Annotated in this window: 14 protein-coding genes; 10 read left to right on the top strand and 4 right to left on the bottom strand. The window is 48.7% G+C overall.

What is annotated here, in order from left to right; genetic code table 11:
* The first annotated feature begins 6 nt into the window (after positions 1-6).
* The 10 genes from ACFQ2I_RS11315 (at position 7) to ACFQ2I_RS11360 (ending at position 13,826) form a co-directional block, all read left to right on the top strand.
* On the top strand, positions 7-1,581 hold the full coding sequence (locus ACFQ2I_RS11315; protein WP_377564301.1) for a glycerophosphodiester phosphodiesterase family protein: 1,575 nt from the start codon (positions 7-9) through the stop codon (positions 1,579-1,581).
* Positions 1,562-2,380, top strand: coding sequence for an HAD-IIA family hydrolase (locus ACFQ2I_RS11320; protein WP_377564302.1), 819 nt, complete (start codon positions 1,562-1,564; stop codon positions 2,378-2,380). The genes ACFQ2I_RS11315 and ACFQ2I_RS11320 overlap by 20 nt, the downstream gene beginning before the upstream one ends.
* Positions 2,381-2,425: 45 nt before the next feature.
* Entirely contained in the window at positions 2,426-3,070 is a 645-nt protein-coding gene (locus tag ACFQ2I_RS11325) for a transaldolase family protein (protein ID WP_377564304.1), read from the top strand.
* 20 nt (positions 3,071-3,090) lie between these two features.
* Positions 3,091-4,053 carry an ROK family protein gene (locus ACFQ2I_RS11330; RefSeq protein WP_377564305.1) on the top strand — a complete coding sequence of 321 codons (963 nt, stop codon included), beginning with the start codon at positions 3,091-3,093 and terminating at the stop codon, positions 4,051-4,053.
* A gap of 124 nt (positions 4,054-4,177) precedes the next feature.
* Positions 4,178-6,454 carry a helix-turn-helix domain-containing protein gene (locus ACFQ2I_RS11335; RefSeq protein ID WP_377564306.1) on the top strand — a complete coding sequence of 759 codons (2,277 nt, stop codon included), beginning with the start codon at positions 4,178-4,180 and terminating at the stop codon, positions 6,452-6,454.
* 149 nt (positions 6,455-6,603) lie between these two features.
* Complete coding sequence (locus tag ACFQ2I_RS11340; protein ID WP_377564488.1) at positions 6,604-7,533, top strand: ABC transporter permease; 930 nt, start codon at positions 6,604-6,606, stop codon at positions 7,531-7,533.
* A 272-nt stretch (positions 7,534-7,805) separates the two neighbouring features.
* Complete coding sequence (locus ACFQ2I_RS11345; protein WP_377564307.1) at positions 7,806-8,411, top strand: carbohydrate ABC transporter permease; 606 nt, start codon at positions 7,806-7,808, stop codon at positions 8,409-8,411.
* Between the two features lie 23 nt (positions 8,412-8,434).
* Positions 8,435-9,964 (top strand): extracellular solute-binding protein, encoded by a 1,530-nt coding sequence (locus tag ACFQ2I_RS11350; RefSeq protein ID WP_377564308.1) that lies wholly within the window; start codon positions 8,435-8,437, stop codon positions 9,962-9,964.
* A gap of 19 nt (positions 9,965-9,983) precedes the next feature.
* Positions 9,984-11,477 (top strand): arylsulfatase, encoded by a 1,494-nt coding sequence (locus tag ACFQ2I_RS11355; protein WP_377564309.1) that lies wholly within the window; start codon positions 9,984-9,986, stop codon positions 11,475-11,477.
* 63 nt (positions 11,478-11,540) lie between these two features.
* The gene (locus ACFQ2I_RS11360; RefSeq protein WP_377564310.1) at positions 11,541-13,826 is read left to right on the top strand and encodes a glycosyl hydrolase family 95 catalytic domain-containing protein; all 2,286 of its coding nucleotides are present in this window, start codon (positions 11,541-11,543) and stop codon (positions 13,824-13,826) included.
* A gap of 86 nt (positions 13,827-13,912) precedes the next feature.
* On the opposite strand, the gene ACFQ2I_RS11365 is transcribed toward ACFQ2I_RS11360, so the two are convergent.
* From ACFQ2I_RS11365 to ACFQ2I_RS11380, 4 genes are read right to left on the bottom strand one after another with little or no spacing between them, the layout of a single operon-like run.
* Positions 13,913-15,583, bottom strand: coding sequence for an extracellular solute-binding protein (locus tag ACFQ2I_RS11365; RefSeq protein ID WP_377564311.1), 1,671 nt, complete (start codon positions 15,581-15,583; stop codon positions 13,913-13,915).
* Between the two features lie 45 nt (positions 15,584-15,628).
* Positions 15,629-16,525: a carbohydrate ABC transporter permease gene (locus ACFQ2I_RS11370; RefSeq protein ID WP_377564312.1), complete on the bottom strand. Its 897-nt coding sequence runs from the start codon at positions 16,523-16,525 to the stop codon at positions 15,629-15,631.
* Positions 16,519-17,472 (bottom strand): ABC transporter permease, encoded by a 954-nt coding sequence (locus ACFQ2I_RS11375; protein WP_377564489.1) that lies wholly within the window; start codon positions 17,470-17,472, stop codon positions 16,519-16,521. Before ACFQ2I_RS11375 ends, ACFQ2I_RS11370 begins: the two co-directional genes overlap by 7 nt.
* Positions 17,473-17,494: 22 nt before the next feature.
* Positions 17,495-18,529, bottom strand: coding sequence for a LacI family DNA-binding transcriptional regulator (locus tag ACFQ2I_RS11380; RefSeq protein ID WP_377564313.1), 1,035 nt, complete (start codon positions 18,527-18,529; stop codon positions 17,495-17,497).
* Between the last annotated feature and the right edge of the window lie 294 nt (positions 18,530-18,823).

Consider the following 18,823-nt stretch of genomic DNA (forward strand, 5'->3'; position numbering starts at 1 on the left):
CTGCACATGAATATTGCCTATATCCAACCGCCTTATCCGCATCTGGACAAGATGAATCCGCTCGATAGCGTCCGTTATATGCTGGATCAAGCGCTGCAGGTGCAGGAAGACACCGATTTGCTCGTCTTGCCGGAGTATGCGAACTGTCCGGGATTGGACAGCTACGATCAGCTGTTACAATTCATAAAGCGGGAAAGCCGCGACTTCCTGTGCGAACTATCTCGTATTGCAAAAGATAAACAGATGCATATCGCCGGGAATGTCATACGTCATACTGAAGCGGGATTACGCAATACGACGGTGTGGATCGATCGTAAGGGCAAGGTTGCGGCAGAGTATGACAAAACGCATCTAACCGAGTTTGAACGTGGCAGCTTGCGGCTCGTTCCTGGCGATACGGTACGGCATGCCGTGATAGAGGGCATTCGTGTTTCCTTTGCGACCTGCTTCGAACTATATTTTTCTGAATTTTTTGAAAAGTTGGCTGCGGGACATCCGGATATCATCATTGTGCCGACTTATCAGAGATCCGAGCGCAGCGAGGTGTTGACCGCTCAGGCCATCTCCCGGGCGCTGGACAGCGGCAGCTACTTGTTGCGCTGCTCGTATGCGATGGGCCCGACGAGCGAAGCCGGGGGCATGTCGATGCTGGTTCATCCGCGAGGGGAAGTGTTAAGCTGCGCTGAGCAAGAGGTCGGTATTTTTCGCGCGAAAGTGAATATCAAGGACAAATGGTGGAGACCGTCTTCCTATGGCGGCGGTATGCTGGAATCGCGCGAGATTATCGAGAGGAATCGGCGTGCTGAGTTGTATCGGAAAGCGGGGCCCGGAACCGGCATGCCTGCGGTGAAATCGCCTGCCCTTATCGCGCATCGCGGCTTTAGCGCGAACTGCCCGGAGAATACAATGCCGGCATTCGGAGCTGCGATCGCGCTAGGCGTTGATGAGATCGAATTCGATATTCGCTGCTCGAAGGACGGCGAACTGATCGTTATTCATGACGCAACGCTCGAGCGGACGACGAATGCAACCGGTCTGGTCAGCGATTACAGTTGGGCTGAGCTGCAGCGCTATGACGCTGGCACTTCGTTCTCGCCTGCGTGGCAAGGAACGAAGCTGCCCTTATTGGATCACGTGCTGGAGCAATATGCCGGTCGTATCATTATGAACGTGCATGTGAAAGATGCCGGCGAGGACGGTTACGTCATCAAGCGAATTAGAGCATTAGCCGAGCAATATGATGCCGCCGCAAGCCTCTATATTGCCGGTGATCGAGATGTGTTGGCATACGCCTTGCAACACGCTCCGAATATTGAACGGTGCTGTCTGGTCGAGCAAGCCAGCTGGCATTTGGTGGACTATGCCATACAGTATGAATGCGGCAGGCTGCAGTTTTTTCCGGCTTATTGCAATGAGGAAGAGGTGCGGAGGGCGCATGCGTCAGGAATTCGATGCAATGTGTTTTATTCAGACAATCCGGAGGAGACACGGCGTCTCTTCCACATCGGTATCGACGCAGTATTAACCAATAATCCGTTGCATACATGGAGGAGTGACTGGGATGATGCATACGGAATATGAATCGTTAAGGCGGACCAACGTTTATTTTTTTGACCTGGACGGGTGCGTATATCATGGTACGAGATTGGACCCGGACGCCAAGCTGCTAATTGAACAGCTGCAGAGGATGGGAAGAGAGGTCTACTTCCTAACCAACAACTCGCGCGACAGAGCCCGGGAGATAGGTGTGAAATTATCGGGAATGGGCTTGCCGGTGGCGGCGGAGCGTATCATAGCGGCTACTGATTATGTATGCACTCATGTTCTTGAGACCTACGGTTCCGTATCTGTAAAAGTGGCAGGAAGTCCGGGGCTGGAAGAAGCTTTCCGAGTAGAGGGGATTCGCTTGCTTCCCCTTCATTCGGAGGAGACGGCACAATTAATCGTCATTGGAAGAGATACCGGCTTCTCCTATCGGAAGCTGGAGAGCATTGCGGAGGATGCGAGGAACGGAGCGGCTCTCCTATCCGTCAATCCGGATGCGTCCCATCCGGGGGAGAACCATCGTAGCATTCCCGAAACAGGAGCTTTGGTAGCTTCTGTCGAGTATATGCTCGGTTATAAAATCGATTATTTCGGAAAACCGGCGCCTTATCTGTTCCATTATGGAATCCGGCTATGCGGTTACCAGAGTGAACAATGCGTCATGATCGGAGATAACCTGTATACGGACATTCAAGGAGCTGCCAAAGTCGGGATGAAGACGGTCTGGCTTCGAACCCAGCATCAACCATTCGATAGCGACCGAACCGAAGCAATTAAGCCGGATTATACGATGAACAGTATGAAGCAGCTTAGAACGATTGTGCTTCGGGCTTGATCCACCTTTTGCATCCGAATGAAGGAACGATAGGAGGCTACTCTAGTGAAACTATGGTTATGTGGCAATGATTTGGATCGCATCGCGGATTGGTTATCCTATGACGGTTTCGAAGGGATATTGACCAATCCGGATATTGTGGCGAATGCCAAGATGGACAAAGTCGCGTTTTTCACTTCATTATGCGAGATCAGCAAAGGTCCCGTTTTCTATCAGCTGCAATCCGGCAATGAAGTGGAGATGCTCCGTGATGCCTCGCGCATGCTGGATATTGATAATAAGATGAGAATAAAAGTGCCGGCGACACGTTCTGGTATGCGGGTAATCAGCCGGTTGACCGCTGAAGGGCATGCGGTGCTGGCGACCTGCGTCCCGGATCTGACCACCATGCTTATGGCGGTCCGCTTTGGCGCACAATGGATTACCCCTTATGGTTCGATCTGGCATCCATCCGGTCAGGTCGATAAGGAGACGCTGCTCAAGGAATTCTCAGAAGTGCTTCGCAACCAGCAGCTGTCCGCACAGCTTATTGCGGGCGTAAAAGATCCGATTGAGCTTCGTCGATTCACCTTGGCGGGAATCGAGAACTTCTTCATTTGGGACAAGGATATTGAACGTTTCTTTGACCTGCCTATGGTGCTTCGTTCGGAAGCGAATTTCGAGGATAGCTGGCATACAATTAACGCTTGATCGTAAGGGGGCATTCACGCTTGGCTTATCTAGGGTTTGAAAGCGGGGGTACGAAGCTGGTCGTCTCTCTCTCCTATGATGGGGCAACCATCGTGGACTCCAGGAAGATTGACCGACCTCTTAATAACACCGCAGAACAAAGCTTGGCTACCTTGCTTGAGACAGCGCTTGATCTGGTGAAGGAGCATGGTCTCGGTGAGCAATCAATTCAGGCAATCGGGTTTGGCTTCGGCGGCAGTGTGAACAGCGATCTGAATAAGCCGCTAATTTGTTTGCACGAAGAGGGCTGGAGTGAACTCGGCGCTGCGGATCAGATTCGAGGCCATTTCCGTTGTCCGGTTTATTGGATCAATGATTGTGAGGCTGCGGCGTTGGCGGAAGCTTCGTTAGTCAAGCAGGTTTCGCATATGTTCTATGTGACTTTGGGGACAGGCGTTGGCGGGGCTCTGGTTTCGAATCGGCGAATCTTTCGTACCTCTGCGGAAGGGAATTCGGAAGTCGGTCATCTGCTTGTGGATGATGATTTCCATACGCCATGTCCATGTGGGAGCTCGGGGTGTCTTGAGGCGGTATGCTCCGGTCCGGGGTTGCTAAGACTTGCCAAGCGAATGTTCCCAGAAGAGGGGATTATTGCGCCTGAGCAAGTGACGGCGAGCTACTTGGCCGGTCATCCGAAATTTCAGGAGGTTATGGAGAAATACATTCTTTACTTGGCGAAAGGCCTGGCATCCGTGATGACGCTGTATCATCCTGAACGGATTGTGCTCGGAGGCGGGCTAGGGAAATTTGTCGCGGAACAGTTCCAGTCGAGGCTCGAGGAGGGGATACGCGACAAGTGTTACCCTCCTTTCCGCCAATCCGTATCCATTCACGCATGGACAGCGGAGGAGCAAGCGGTAGGTATGGGCGCAATGATGTATGCACGGGAGCAATTGGGCTATGAGTACAGTATGACAGATCGATTAAAGGATAATAATGAGTGAGCAGACGAGAGTTTTAACAGACGAAAGTTTTACATCAACCTAAGGTGGATTTGTGGTAAACTATTTCAGTATGTGGGTGAAAGCGGATTCAGATCATACAACCTATACTGAGGAGTCTTGCAACATGAGAAAATCACCGTACTTTTCTCTTTTCAATCATGCCATGTTTAGAAAGCAGTTGCTTTTCTATTTCATTACGATTCTTACCCCTGTTCTCATTATCGTTACGATTTACATCTATTTAGTTGCAGATGACCAGAAGGTGCAAATTCAGCAAGCTTCGGATGAAAGTCTTAAGCGCATTGCGAACAATGTGGGCAATGTTATTGAGCAGGTTAATTATTTCTCTCTGCAGCTTTCCTTTATGAACAATTTGAATGTGATGCTGAAGGACCCGTTTCAGGCCAATATTTATGACTATGCAACGGTAAAGGAGCAATTAAGAAATCAAATTTCATCTAATCCTTTATTTTATTCTGTCTACATCTATTCTTTGCAAGACCGCAAAGTACTGACAACGAATGAAGGACTGTTTACTGAGAACGATTTTTTCGATAAAGCCGCGCTGGAGCTTTTAAATGGCGACGATAATCAGGCATCCACGGTCAAGTATCGCTCAAGAGTCATTAAGGAGACGCCAATGGATCGCTCTCAAGAAGTGATAACGTTCTACAGGTCCATCCCTATCTCGGCCAAGATCCCTCAGGGTATGCTGATTATCAATGTTCAGAAAGAGATATTTGCCTCGGTCATTCGAAATATGAGCGATGTCAATTCGGAGACATTCATGATTTTGGATGACGACAACGGTATCATTCTTGCGCCTGAGCGTTTGAACGCTACTCATTCCCGCCTCTTACAGATCGATACCCGGCAGTCGATTGACGGTTTGACAAAAATTGAGTCAGAAGATGGCGACTTTTTTGCGAATACTCTGAAACTGGATTGGAACGGCTGGACAATCGTGCAGATTGTTCCGTATGCCAATTTTAAAGAGGTCATGCAGAACAAGCTTTTCAGCGTAGTGAAAACGGTGCTCATCATTGCTTTTGTCGGTCTGGCTATTTCATATCTGTTTGCTTTCATTATGTATAGTCCTTGGCTGAGAATAAGGGAAACCTTAGCGGCATTCGTAAAGAAAGCGGACAGTTCCGAAAATGAAGGTGAAGACGAATATGGTGTAGTCGACCGAACGATCAAAGGCATGATTGAAACGATTAAACAGAATAAACCTATCTTAAAGGATCGGTTGATTCAAGACTTGCTTTATCACAACTATTACGAGAAATCTTCGATCGAACTTCGGCTAGACCAGGCTGGCATCCGTTTTGAACACGCCCATTTTTTGATGATTGTGGCGACGGCCGATTTATCTAGACCAGAGCCTCTTGAAAAGAATGAGAAACATTTGACGCTGTTCGGATTGATTGAGCAAGAACTCCAGAAAGATTGGCGTTTTATCGGGACAATTATTGATAATGCGAGATTCGCTTATATTGTGAATGTGCCTAAGGAACGGCTTGACGATGCATTTCGTGAACAGCTCGTTTCGAGCATGACGAAGCTGGGACAAGTCGTTTATGGGAAGCTGCTGGTCTCCATGCAGTTCTGCGTAAGCGATGTCACCGACATGGAGAACATCAGCTTGTCATATGAGCAAGTAAAGCGCGTCTTAAACTATACGCCTGTCATGAACAAGTTCGATGTTCTGTTTGCCGGCGATGCGAATGATTCATCCCGCTTCCCTTATCCTTTGGCCACCCAAAAAAAATTGATCTATTCGATTCTGGAATTGCAGCACGAAAAAGCGGAGGCATGCATTCGAGAGTGGTTCGATCAGAGCATGATACCGACGAAGCATGCTTATAAGAAGCTCCAGGAAACGATTGTGGTCATGATGAGTAACGTAATGAATGCGCTAAGCCAGGAAGGCTATGAGATTGATATTATAAGCGACATTGTTGATGTCTTGAAATGCAATGAATGCCGTAATCGCGATGAGCTTTGCGAGTATATTCTAATGAGCATTCACCGGCTGATCGATTATTTGATCTCATTGAAGGAAAGTCATGGATTGAACGACTACGTTGCGAAGGCAATAACGTATATGGAGAACCGGTATTCGGAGAGCTTGTCCGTATCGGACATTGCCGAGCACATAGGTTTGAGCAACGGGCATTTAAGCCGAACCTTCAAAGCGGAAACCGGGAAGTCGCCCATGGAGTATGTGACGGAGCTTAGAATCCAGCGAAGCAAGGATCTACTCAAGAATCAGAACTATACGCTGCAAAAAATCGGAATGCTCGTCGGGTATCATGATTATCACGGATTCATTCGATCGTTCAAAAAAGTGGAAGGTATTACGCCAAGCGAGTATCGGAAAGCACTGTTTAAAAACTGATAGGATGTTCAAAAAGCAGCATCTTATCGACAAATATGCCATTTCTCCCATTTTATCATGAAATGGGAATTTTTTTTTGAAGGCTATTATTTTATGATGAAAGCGCAATCAATACATGTGAATGAAAGGAGGGAAACAAGACATTGGGAATGCAGCATGATCGCACTAGTACAAAGCAATCGAATCTGTTGAAGGGATGGTGGAAGGTATACCATATAAACAAATATTACTATGTACTCCTTATTCCGGGTCTTCTTTTTTTTCTGGTTTTCAATTATTTACCGATGGGTGGAATTCTGCTGGCCTTTAAGGAATTTAATATTTCATCGGGGTTATGGGGAAGTCCGTGGGCTGGACTAAAGTGGTTCAACCTATTATTCGAGGCGCCTGACTTCTGGAAAGCGTTGAGAAATACGATAATAATTAGTTTTTACAAGCTAATTTTCAACTTTCCGGCCCCGATCATTTTGGCGTTGCTGCTCAATGAGGTGCGGAACGCACTGTTCAAACGAGTCATTCAGACCGTCGTCTACTTTCCGCATTTTCTATCATGGGTCATTTTGGGAGGCATTCTGTTTACGCTATTTTCGGTTCAGACAGGGCTGCTCAAATTTCTCGGGCTTTCTATCTCGCCACTGATGAATCCGGAAAGCTTCCGCGGTATGCTGGTGCTCTCGGATATGTGGAAGGAGGTAGGCTGGGGAACGATCATCTATCTGGCTGCGATATCCGGCATTAATCAGGAATTGTACGAAGCGGCACGAATAGACGGAGCCAATAGATTTCAGCTTGTGCGGCATATTACGATACCATCCATTGCGAACACGATCATCATATTGCTAATTCTGCGTACAGGACATATTCTGCATGTAGGCTTCGATCAGATATTTGTTTTATATAGCCCGCTTGTTTACGAAGTATCTGATATCTTGGATACGTATGTATACCGAACGGGGCTGACGATGGGAAGGTATTCATTGGCTACGGCGGCAGGTTTGTTCCAATCCATTGTAGGATTAATGCTGATCATCGTTACGAACGGGCTTGCGAAACGAATGGGGGAGCGAGGGATTTGGTAATTAACGAAAGACGCAGAATACGGCAGTCACTTGCGAGTCGGCTTTTTGATTGGTCCAATTATATATTCTTGATAGGGCTAAGCGTGATTTCCTTCTATCCGCTATGGTATGAGATTTCCTTATCCCTGAGCTCGAAGACGGAAGCCCTCCGTGGAGGTTTATTCTTTTGGCCGAGGGATTTTACGCTGGATGCCTATGTTAGCGTATTAGAGTCGTCCTATATATGGTCCGCTTATAGGAATAGTTTGTTCGTTACAATCATAGGGACGGTTTTGAGCGTTCTGGTCACCTCAGCGACCGCTTATCCGCTTAACAAAACGACACTTCTATGGAGAAAAGTCTGGATAAGCCTTATTCTATTCACGATGCTATTCAATGGAGGGCTGATTCCGACCTACATGGTGGTGAAGAGCCTGGGTCTGATCGATTCGCTATGGGCCTTGATCTTTCTCAATATCGTTTCGGCGTTCAATTTGATCATTGTCATGAACTTTATGAGGACGATTCCGGAGGAACTGGATGAATCGGCTATGATCGACGGCGCTAACCCGATCCGTATCTTTTTTTCGATCACTTTGCCTTTGTGTAAGCCTGTTCTGGCGACATTGGCGCTGTGGACGGGGGTAGGGCTTTGGAATAACTTCATGCAGGCGCTTATTTATCTGAACAAGAAGTCGCTGATGACATTGCCGCTGCTGCTCAAGCAAATTATTGCAGGGCAGGAGCTGCTTAATGAGACCGGACAGTTAGCCGATTCCTCGACCGAATCTGTCATTGCGGCGACAATTATGGTGGCAATTATTCCGATTCTTGGGATTTATCCGTTTCTTCAGCGGTATTTTACTAAGGGTATTATGTTAGGTTCAATAAAATCATAATCTCATTCAGGGGGTAGGCTAAATTGATACATGCTACGAAAAAAGTGTTGGCCGTCATCATGGCGGCTAGTCTGATGATGACGGTAATCGGTTGCGGCAAGGCAGAAAATAACGGGAACGAATCTGGCAGCAAGCAGGAGGATACGATAACTTATCAAATTTTCCGCTCAATCGGAATTCCTGAGTATCCGGAGGACGGAGGCGAAGGCAAGGAGATCATTCTTGAGAGCATGCGGAAGGCGGGAATAACGGGAGTCGATTACAAGTTGATGATGACGGCAGGCGCCGAATATTATACGAAGCTGAATCTTCTTGCGTCATCCGGGGAAATGCCTGATTATTTCAATATCGATCAGCCGACCATGATGCGTTTTGCCGATCAAGGGCTGATTCAGCCGTTGGATGATTACCTGAAGGATATGCCAAATTTGATGAAAATGATTCCAGAGGAGCGCTGGGAGGCCGTAAAATATAACGGCAAAATTTATGCTATTCCGAACGGGATTCGCAGTGAAGCGTTCAATACGCCCAATGTTGGAGGAATTGCAATCAGGCAGGACTGGCTTGATGAGCTTGGTCTGGAGCGGCCAACTACTCTGGATGAGCTTGAAGAAGTTATGAGAGCCTTTGCGAATAATGATCCGGATAAGAATGGACAGAAGGACACGTATGGCATAAGCATGAGTAAGACAGGAGAGTTCGAGGCCATATTCGGAGCATTCGGTATAGCGCCTAAGTACTGGGTGGAGAAGAACGGCAAGATTGTAAAGGGCTTTACGACGCCGGAAGCCAAAGAAGCGCTCGCTCTTCTACAGAAATGGTATAAAGATGGGTTAATCGATCCGGAATTTCCCGTTATGGAAACCAAGCAACTCGACGCCAAAATCATTAATTCAAAGGTGGGCATATGGCAGGGGGACGCTTATGTAGTGAGCCCTTCATCAGATAAGCTTGCACAAGCGTTAGTTGAAACGACTCCAACGGCAAATGTAGCGTTGATTGCTCCGCCAGCAGGGCCGCAAGGGACAAAGGGCTTGCCTGAGAACAATCCGTATACGTCAGGCGATATGCGGGCCATTTCCGCCAAGATGAAAAATCCTGAAAAGTTTTTCCAGTTTCTTGATTGGTCTGTAAGCGATGATGAAAATGGTGGCTTCAACTTGCTTACGTACGGCGTGGAAGGCGTCGACTTCACTTACGATAAGGAAGAAAACGCCATTACCCAGTTGAGCAGCTATACCGAATTGTATAAAAAAGGATTCTCGAATCCCGTCAGGTTTGTCACCGTAGTAGACCGACGCTGGGCAGACGCTAACGTACGTGAAGCTCTCGGAATCGCATCGCAAAATGTAATCAAGAATGCGCTGTGGAAAACACTTCCAGTTGAGTTGGATTATCCGGATCTGGAAGCTAAGCTGTGGCCTGAATATTTTGTTAAAATTGTAAGCGGCATCTGGTCGATTGAGAAGTTTGACGAGTTTGTGCAGAAGTATTACGAGCAGGGCGGACAAAAAATCGAAGAGCAGGCAAACGAGGAATGGAAGAACAATTAGGAAGATGGAGTTGAACCCCATGAAAAAGCCGAACGTTATTTTTATATTGGCAGATGATATGAGCTATGCGGATATCGGCTGTTACGGTCAAACAATCATCAAGACACCTCATATTGATCAATTAGCGGCGGAGGGCATGCGCTTTACACAATGCTATGCGGGAGCGTCGATTTGCGGGCCGTCAAGATGCAGCCTCATGACCGGCAAGCATATGGGACATGCGAGAATTAGGGACAACAGTGCAAGACTTGAATCCGGTACGTATTGCGAAAGCCTCAAGCAGGAAGACTTGACCGTTGCTGAAGTGATGAAGCAGGCAGGCTACACAACCGGACTGGTCGGAAAATGGGGAATCGGTGAACCTGGTACGGAAGGTATTCCGAACCGGAAGGGGTTCGATTATGCAGTCGGATTCTGGAATCAGATCAGAGCCCATTCCTATTATCCGGAATATGTTTGGAAGAACGATCAAGCGGTGCTCCTGGAAGGTAATATCGGATTTGATATGAACAGGCTGTACTTGCACAATAAAGCGCATTATCTCAATGATCAATACCCGAACGAATACGATGAGGAAGGCAATTACATTCCTTCGGGGGTTAAGGATCCAAGCCTTGCCGTCAATACGCATGATTTGTGCACATCGGAAGCGCTTGGTTTTATCCAGAGACATGCCGAGGAACCATTCTTCCTGTATTTGGCCTATCAGAATCCACATGGGCCGTTGGTCGTGCCAAGTCTCGCTCCTTATACCGATGCAGATTTCCCGAGCCAGAAGCATAAGGAGTGGGCTGCCCTCATTACGCGTATGGATACGGATATCGGCCAAATTATGAATTTGCTGCAGGAGCTCGGGCTGGATGAGAATACGATTGTCATGTTCGGCAGTGACAACGGTTACAGTGCATGGGGATATTTCGGCCTGAACCAGGACGAAACCGTACCGTTCTTCGACCACAGAGGGCCGTTCCGCGGCGGCAAATTCAGTTTGTACGAAGGCGGCCTTCGAGTACCTTTCATTGCTCGTTGGCCGGGACAAATCCCGTCAGGGACTGTAAGCGAACACGTGTGGGCATTTTGGGATGTTCTGCCCACATTTGCTGAGTTGGCGGGAGTGAAGCCTGCCGGAGAGTATGATGGAATTTCATTCCTGCAGGCGTTGCGTGGAAAGTCCGCTCCCGAGCATGACTTTTTATACTGGGAACTGGGTCATGCGCAGGCCGTACGGCTAGGTAACTGGAAGGCGTATCGCGAGCATCCGTTACAACCTACCCAACTGTATGACTTGAGCAAGGACGAAGGGGAATTGATCGATTTATCTGCGGATTATCCGGAGGTGGTCTGTCAGGCCGAAGGTATTATGAAGTCGGCCCGCACGGATTCCCCCATATTTACAAACCCAGGTGAAACGTCCCAGCAGGAATTGAGCAAGCGTGCGGGCTTGGTACCGAACGGATGGTCATACGATTCGCCGGAGCATCTGAAATGGCTGGATGATCTGGATCGGCTCTAGTATTATTCGGAGTGGGAGCGAGATGTCTCCCACTTCGATATGGCACAAGAAAGGAAGGTAAAGATGGATTATTGGCATAAACTTCCTTCGGAAGGGCACGGACTCGTATTGAATAAAGCGATTTCCCGATGGGACGAGGCGTTGCCACTGGGGAACGGTTTGAATGGTTGTCTTGTATGGGGAAACGGAAATCCTCTCCGCTTCAGTCTTGATCGGGGGGATCTATGGGATTTGCGGCCAGCGCCCGAAACGCTCGAACCTGAATTCAGCTACAAGCATTTGATCGAGCTTGTCCGGGAGGGCAAGCAAGAAGAAATTCGGCAACGGTTCGATGATATTTACAGTAAGTATCCTTATCCGACCAAACTGCCGGCAGGACGGCTTGAAATCGACTTCGGCCGGGAAGCCGATTCCATCAAAAGTCGTCTGGACATTCGGACGGGGTGTGCGCACATTAACTTAAGATTCGAGGACCGGGAAGTCGAGGTGGCTTGCTATCTTCACGCAGCCAACGGTTTGGGATACGTGAAGATTTCCGGAGCTTCTGTCCCGCACGTTTTGAAGCTTGTCCCTCCCGACTTTTTGGATACAGCGGGCGGGAACAGACCAGTCTCTTCCTCCGAACTTGCGTCGCTCGGTTATGCCGCCGCGATTCATGATGAGGATCGGGAAGCCCGGTGGTTTTACCAGAGGACGAAAACATCGCTGGAGTATGCCGTTCAGGTCGCCGAACGACAAGCCGGCACTGACATTCGGGAATATACATTCTCGATCGCCTCTTCTCTGGATGGAGACGAATGGTTTGCGGAAGCCAAAAAGAAAGTCCATGCTGCAGTTCAAGCCGGATGGGATCGTGCTTTTGGCGGGCATGCAGCGTGGTGGGAGAGCTACTGGAGCAAAAGCTCCATCAGCCTTCCTGACGAAGAGGCGGAAAAGAACTGGTACCTGACCAACTATTTTTTTGCCTCCTGCTCGCGCAAAGGCGCACCGCCGATGCCACTGCAAGGAGTTTGGACAGCGGATGAAGGGAAGCTGCCGCCGTGGAAGGGAGATTATCATCACGATCTGAATACGCAGCTAAGCTACTGGCACTATGCTAAGGCAAATCATTTGAGCGAAGGCGAGAGCTTTATCGATTTCCTGTGGAATCTGCGTCCGCAAGCGAAGGCGTTCGCCCAGAGCTTCTTTGACGCTCCCGGCATCAATCTTCCTTCCGTAATGACGCTCGATGGTCGAGCGATGGGGGGCTGGCCGATGTACAGCCTGAGCATCACAAATCAAATATGGCTTTGTCAAGCATTCGACCATTACTGGCTTCATACAGGCGATTCGGAGTTTCTTCGTGAAAAGGCCTACGTCTATTTACAAGAGACGGCAGAATGCCTGCTTCGCTGGCTTAAGCCGGGGGATGACGGAAAACTGCGGCTTCCTGTTTCCAGTTCGCCGGAGATTCACGACAATTCGCTGAAAGCGTGGCTTACGCCGAACAGCAATTATGACTTGTCCCTTTTAATCTATTTGTTCCGACGACTGAAGGCAATGGCCGATACGCTCCAATACGAGAATGATAGTCGGCTTTGGGAAGAAACGTTGCACAAGCTGCCCGAGCTGGCGGTAAACGAACATAACATCCTGATGATTAGCCCGGACGAAGACTTGACGTCAAGCCACCGGCACCATTCCCATGCCATGGCGATCTATCCGCTTCAACTACTGAACCGATGTGCTTCAGAGCAGGACAGATTAATCATGGATGCGACGATAAGCAATATGGAGGTACTGGGCAAAGGACAATGGGTCGGATATTCGTTCGCCTGGGCTGCCGCGATGTACGCGAAGCAAGGGAACGGAGAAGCGGCGCTTTATCATCTGCAGCAGCTATGGCGGTATTTATGCTCCTCGAACGGCTTCCATCTGAATGGTGACTATAAGCAAGTCGGCGTATGTATGTTTCATTACCGTCCTTTTACATTAGAAGGCAATTTTGCGGGTGCATGCGCCCTTCAGGAAATGCTGCTTCACGCAAGCGGCCACACGGTACGGGTATTCCCGGCTATTCCGCAAAACTGGATGGACAGCAGTGTGGAATTCCGGGACTTTCGCGGGGAAAAAGGTGTGCTAGTATCCGCAAAAATTAGCCATGGTAAGCTCGATTACATTCGGCTATATGCCGAAAGGGACGGCGAGTTCACCGTGCTTAACGAGTTTCAATGCTCAAGGCTACGCATGCAAATGGGATCCGATACCCGTGAGCTTGTGTATAGAGACGGAGACACGATTACCGTATCGCTGAGAATGGGAGATACTTGCACGATTACACCGTCAGGAAATTTGCGCTTGAGTGGATAGACTGAATTGATCTACTGTGAAGAAGCTCCGTTCATCACCAGGATGAATCCGGAGCTTCTGTCGTTGACTGCGGTAAGCTTTATGCATTAATTACCGTTATAGCGATCAGCTGCAGTCTGGTAGATAGTCATATAATCTTCGAGTCCCATGTTCTCGATCGTTCTGACATACTTGTCCCACTCCTTGAAGGAAGCTGAGCCGTTGATGAACTTCGCTTCCATCTCGCGGATATAGGTATGCATATCTGCCCCGATTGTCCTCATGAACTCCGTTTCCTCATCCGTATAGTTGAAGTTGTACCATAGATCATCGATTACATGTGGCGCAGCTTTCTCCCCCGCATCAATTGCGGATGGCAGCGACTCGGATCCCTTGAACCAATCCACCTTTACGTAGCCCGGGTAGCTTCCGCCCATCCAGCTGACATAGTTCGTCAGCGCTTGGTCCAGGGTCAGACCGTCCGGATTATTCTTAATATGATCCATGAATTCCAGTGTGCCGTCTGTAGTGGTCTCGTAGCTCTCCCCTTCCTTCCCCATGAAGAATAGCTTGGCGCCCTCTTCACCGTAGAAGTAGTCCATCCAACGAACAGTCGCTTCCGGATGTTGATTCTTGTCTGTAATCGCGAAGGCGCCCGGCCATACCATCGGTACCTTGATATGCGAATACAACTGATCGCCATGCGGTCCTTTCAGCGCGCCCAGTCCTACATAATTCTCACCATTGAACTGCGTAATCGGATTGGGGTTGATCGTTGAGGCGAGACGCTCCTCAGAGCCTTTGGCATACAAGGTCTTACTGTCTTGCGTGAATATATCCGGATCAATGAGTCCTTCTGCATACAGCTTGTTGATGAATTGCAGCACTTCCTTATAACGATCAGTGGTACGGAAGAAACGAAGTTCATTATTCTCCGGATTGACGTCCACGAATTTGTGTCCAAGTCCGCGAGTGCCTACGCCCCATGCGCCCTCCAATTGCTCGATCAGTGGGAAGATGCCGGTGCCGCTGTAGGGGATTTCATCCAGTTTGCCGTTGCCATTCAGATCGGTGGATTTCACCGCGACCAAGTAGTCATAATACTCGTCAATGGTCTGCGGCTCGTCCATCCCTAGCTGTTCTAGCCAGTCTTGCTTGATCCACAGCGGTGTGCCGATCAGCATCGGGAGGAATTCAGGGTCATAGAAGGTCGGCATAGAGTAGATGTGTCCATTCGGCATTGTGAGCGCCTTGCGCAATGCCGGATACTTCTCCATCAACGCCGTTAGATTCGGCGCATACTGCTCCAGCAGCTCGTCGAGTTGAACGAACACGCCCTCGCTACCGTATCGCATCAGATCAGCGGACGGCACGCGAGCCGTGAAGAACGCATCGGGATAATCGCCATTCGCCAGTGCCAGATTGCGCTTCTCGGTTAATCCGTCGAACGGAACAAGCTGGAAGTTCACCTTGATGTTAGACAGCTGTTCCATCTCCTTGTAGACTAGACGCTCTTCGAACGGCGTGCTGCCGTTGGACCCCGCCAGTCCTGTGAAGAACGTGAGCTCGATCGGCTCTTGCGTGATTGGCATCCCTGTCGCTTGAAGCGTACCGGAAGCTTCGGCCCCCCCTGCATTGCCAGATGACGTGTTCATCATTGTCTGTCCGGAATTGCCGTTGGAACCTGCGTTGTTGCCGTTGCCCGCGCACCCGACAATCAAGCTGGTCATCAGTACAATAGTCGTAGCTGTTCCCATCCATCTTGTTGTAATACCCATATTTCTCTCCTCCATATCCATCTTTTTTATTTATGCTGAAAAGGTTCACCCCTTTAAAGCCCCAATCATAACGCCTTTAACAAAGTACTTCTGAAGAAAAGGGTACAACAGAAAAATTGGTAAATTGGTTACGACGATGAGGGCGTATTTGACCGCTTCCTCATCCATAATCGTCTGCGCGTGGGAACTGTCTGCCGCGTTAACCATCTCCTCCATCTGCCCTTGGATCAAAATCTCGCGAATGAAGATCTGCAGCGGGTATAAGCTCCGATCTGTCAAGTAGATCAGTGCGCTGAAGTATGAATTCCAGTGACCCACCGCATAGAATAGCAGCATCACTGCCATGATCGGCATAGACAACGGCATGACGATGCGCAGCAGCGTACGAATATCCGAACTCCCATCGATGGAGGCGGCTTCCAGAATTTCTCCGGGGATGCTGGACTGGAAGTAGGTACGCATAATGAGGATGTTGTACACCGACACCACGTTGGGAATGATGAGAGCCCACATCGTATTGGTAAGACCCAGGTCGCGAACGACCATATAGGTTGGAATCAGGCCGCCGCTGAAAAACATAGTGAACACAATGATCGCCATGATCAGGTTGCGACCGTAAAATTTCGGTTGGGATAGCGGATAAGCGGCCATAATCGTCATAATCAGATTGATGGCTGTACCTACGATTGTATAGAGAATGGTATTGCCGTACCCCGTTAACAGATCGGAATTGCCGAATACCTTCTCGTAGCCGACGAAGCTCACATCAATCGGCCATAACCACATCTCCCCGGACAGGACTGCTCCCGCATCGCTAATCGAGGCCCCCAGAATAAATAAAAGCGGATAGAGTACAAGCATACAGATGAGAATGAGTAATGAACCATTGACGATGGTGAATAAACTTGGTTTGCGCAAGAGCAAGATCTTACCTCCTACCATAGGCTTGTCTGATTAAGCTTGCGGGCGATTCGGTTCACCAGCACAAGCAGGATGAAATTCACGATCGAATTGAACAAGCCGACCGCTGCGGCAAAACTATACTGCGAACCCAAAATTCCACTGCGATACACATAGGTCGAAATGACATCAGAAGCTTCGAGATTGAGCGAATTTTGCATGAGAAAAACTTTTTCGAAGCCTACACTCATGACCGACCCTACGTTTAGAATAAGTAATATAATGATGGTCGACCGAATGCCGGGTAAATTAATGTGCCAGATGCGTCGCAAGCGGGACGCGCCGTCGACTCGCGCAGCCTCATGCAAATGGGGATCAATACCCGTCAACGCAGCCAAGTAGATGATGCAGCTCCACCCCATCTGCTGCCAGACACCGGACAGGACAAAGATGCTCTTGAACCAGCCCGGTTCCGTCATGAAGTAGATCGGACTACCCCCGAATGCTTGGATCGCCTGATTGACGATGCCCGTGGTCGGAGAGAGGAAGAGGATCAGCATTCCGACCAGCACGACAGTTGACAGGAAGTGCGGAGCGTAAGTGACCGTCTGCACGAAGCTCTTGAACCATTTGTTGCGTACTTCATTAATCATCAATGCCAGTAGAATCGGGACAGGGAAGCCTACTGACAGCTCGTACAGACTAATGCCAATCGTATTCTTCATCAACCTCCAAAAGAAGTAACTGTTGAAGAAGCGCTCGAAGTGCTTCAGCCCCTCCCATGAGCTTCCCCAGATGCCGCGAGTTCCGATGAAGTCCTTGAAGGCAATCTGCACGCCGTACATCGGTAAGTAATGAAAAATAATAAAGTAGATTAGCACCGGTAAGATGAGCAAATAGAGCTGCCAATGATGCTTCAGAGCATGGACCAGCTTACTCGGACCTCTTCTCTTAACAGGACGTACCGGGACAACTGTGCTTTGCGTCATCGTCTCTTGTACAGATTTCATGTTATCCCTCCTGGCTTAACTCCCGTGAACTGTCGCGATAGATCAGTTCAGTGGGTAATAGAATATTCAAGTGCAGGGGCAGTATCCCTTCCATTCGCTGCAGCATGAGCTTCACCGCTATTCGCCCCATCGCTTCCTTGTGTACTCGCACTGTAGTCAGTCCCGGATTCATGTACTCGGCCAGCTCGATATTATCGAAAGACACGACGGACAGATCTTCCGGGATTGACAGACCAGCTTCCTGAATAGCCTTGTACACCCCGTATGCCATCTTGTCGCTAGCAGTAAATACAGCTGTAGGCCGCTCTTCCGACTGCAATATTTTGACCATTTCCTCATAGCTCTTCGTCGGGCAATACCCTCCGTCAAGGATCCAGTTCGCAACCAAGGGCAGAGCATTCGCTTCCATCGCTTCCTTGAACCCTAAGAAACGCCGTTCTTGTTCCAGCGATTCCCCGACTCGCGAGTGTCCGCCGATAAAAGAAATGCTCCGATGTCCCAGCTGAATCAAGTGCTGGACGATCTCATGAGCCGCACGCTTGAAGTCGATTGTCACACAATCAATCTCTGGGAGAAGTAATCCGCCTACAGAAAACACGCTGGGAACTTGCTTTTTGAGCTGATATAAGAAGTCCGATTTTAACGGACCGACGCAGATGATCCCCAGATTGTCTTTGTTGAGACTTGCAAATAAATCAGATGTGAAGATATCTTGTATTTCGAACGTATAGTCAAGCGCATAACCATGCTGCTGCAGTTCACTTTCAATTCCATACATCATTTCTGAGAAATACGGATCTTGGTATTTGTCCTTGATCAAGTGCATAACTAAAGCAAAGCGTTTTTTTGCCGTTTTTTGCCGATCATCATCAGTGTTACTCCATCTGCGGTAGCCTAACTCTCTGGCCGCTTGAATAATACGGCTTCGAGTCTGATCGTGGATCGGTGCAGTCGTTTGCGATTTACTTAATGCCCGGGATACCGAGGAGATCGATACATTCGCACGATCCGCGATGTCCTTCAGCGTTACTTTCATCCCTTACAGCTCCATTCGTAGATAGATCCCATTTTCATAAACACATCTTTTTATTGCTGTTTTTTTCATTTCTTTTCTGATCTAACTCTAGCAATTCTCTGTAAACGGGATATTATCCCCATGTTAAGAATTGGTTAATGCAAGGAAGGCTTGCTTCTATGTCAGAATATAACTAAGTTACGGTATAGTTACGGCATACTATAGAAATAAAAAGAGATAATTGATACAATCAATCAAAGCACATTGGGCTATACCAAGGTTGCTTTTTTTTGCTGCACACATTAAAACCTAGAA

Origin of the sequence: Paenibacillus chungangensis (assembly GCF_042675905.1) — a bacterium.
Taxonomy (GTDB): Bacteria; Bacillota; Bacilli; order Paenibacillales; family Paenibacillaceae; genus Pristimantibacillus; species Pristimantibacillus chungangensis.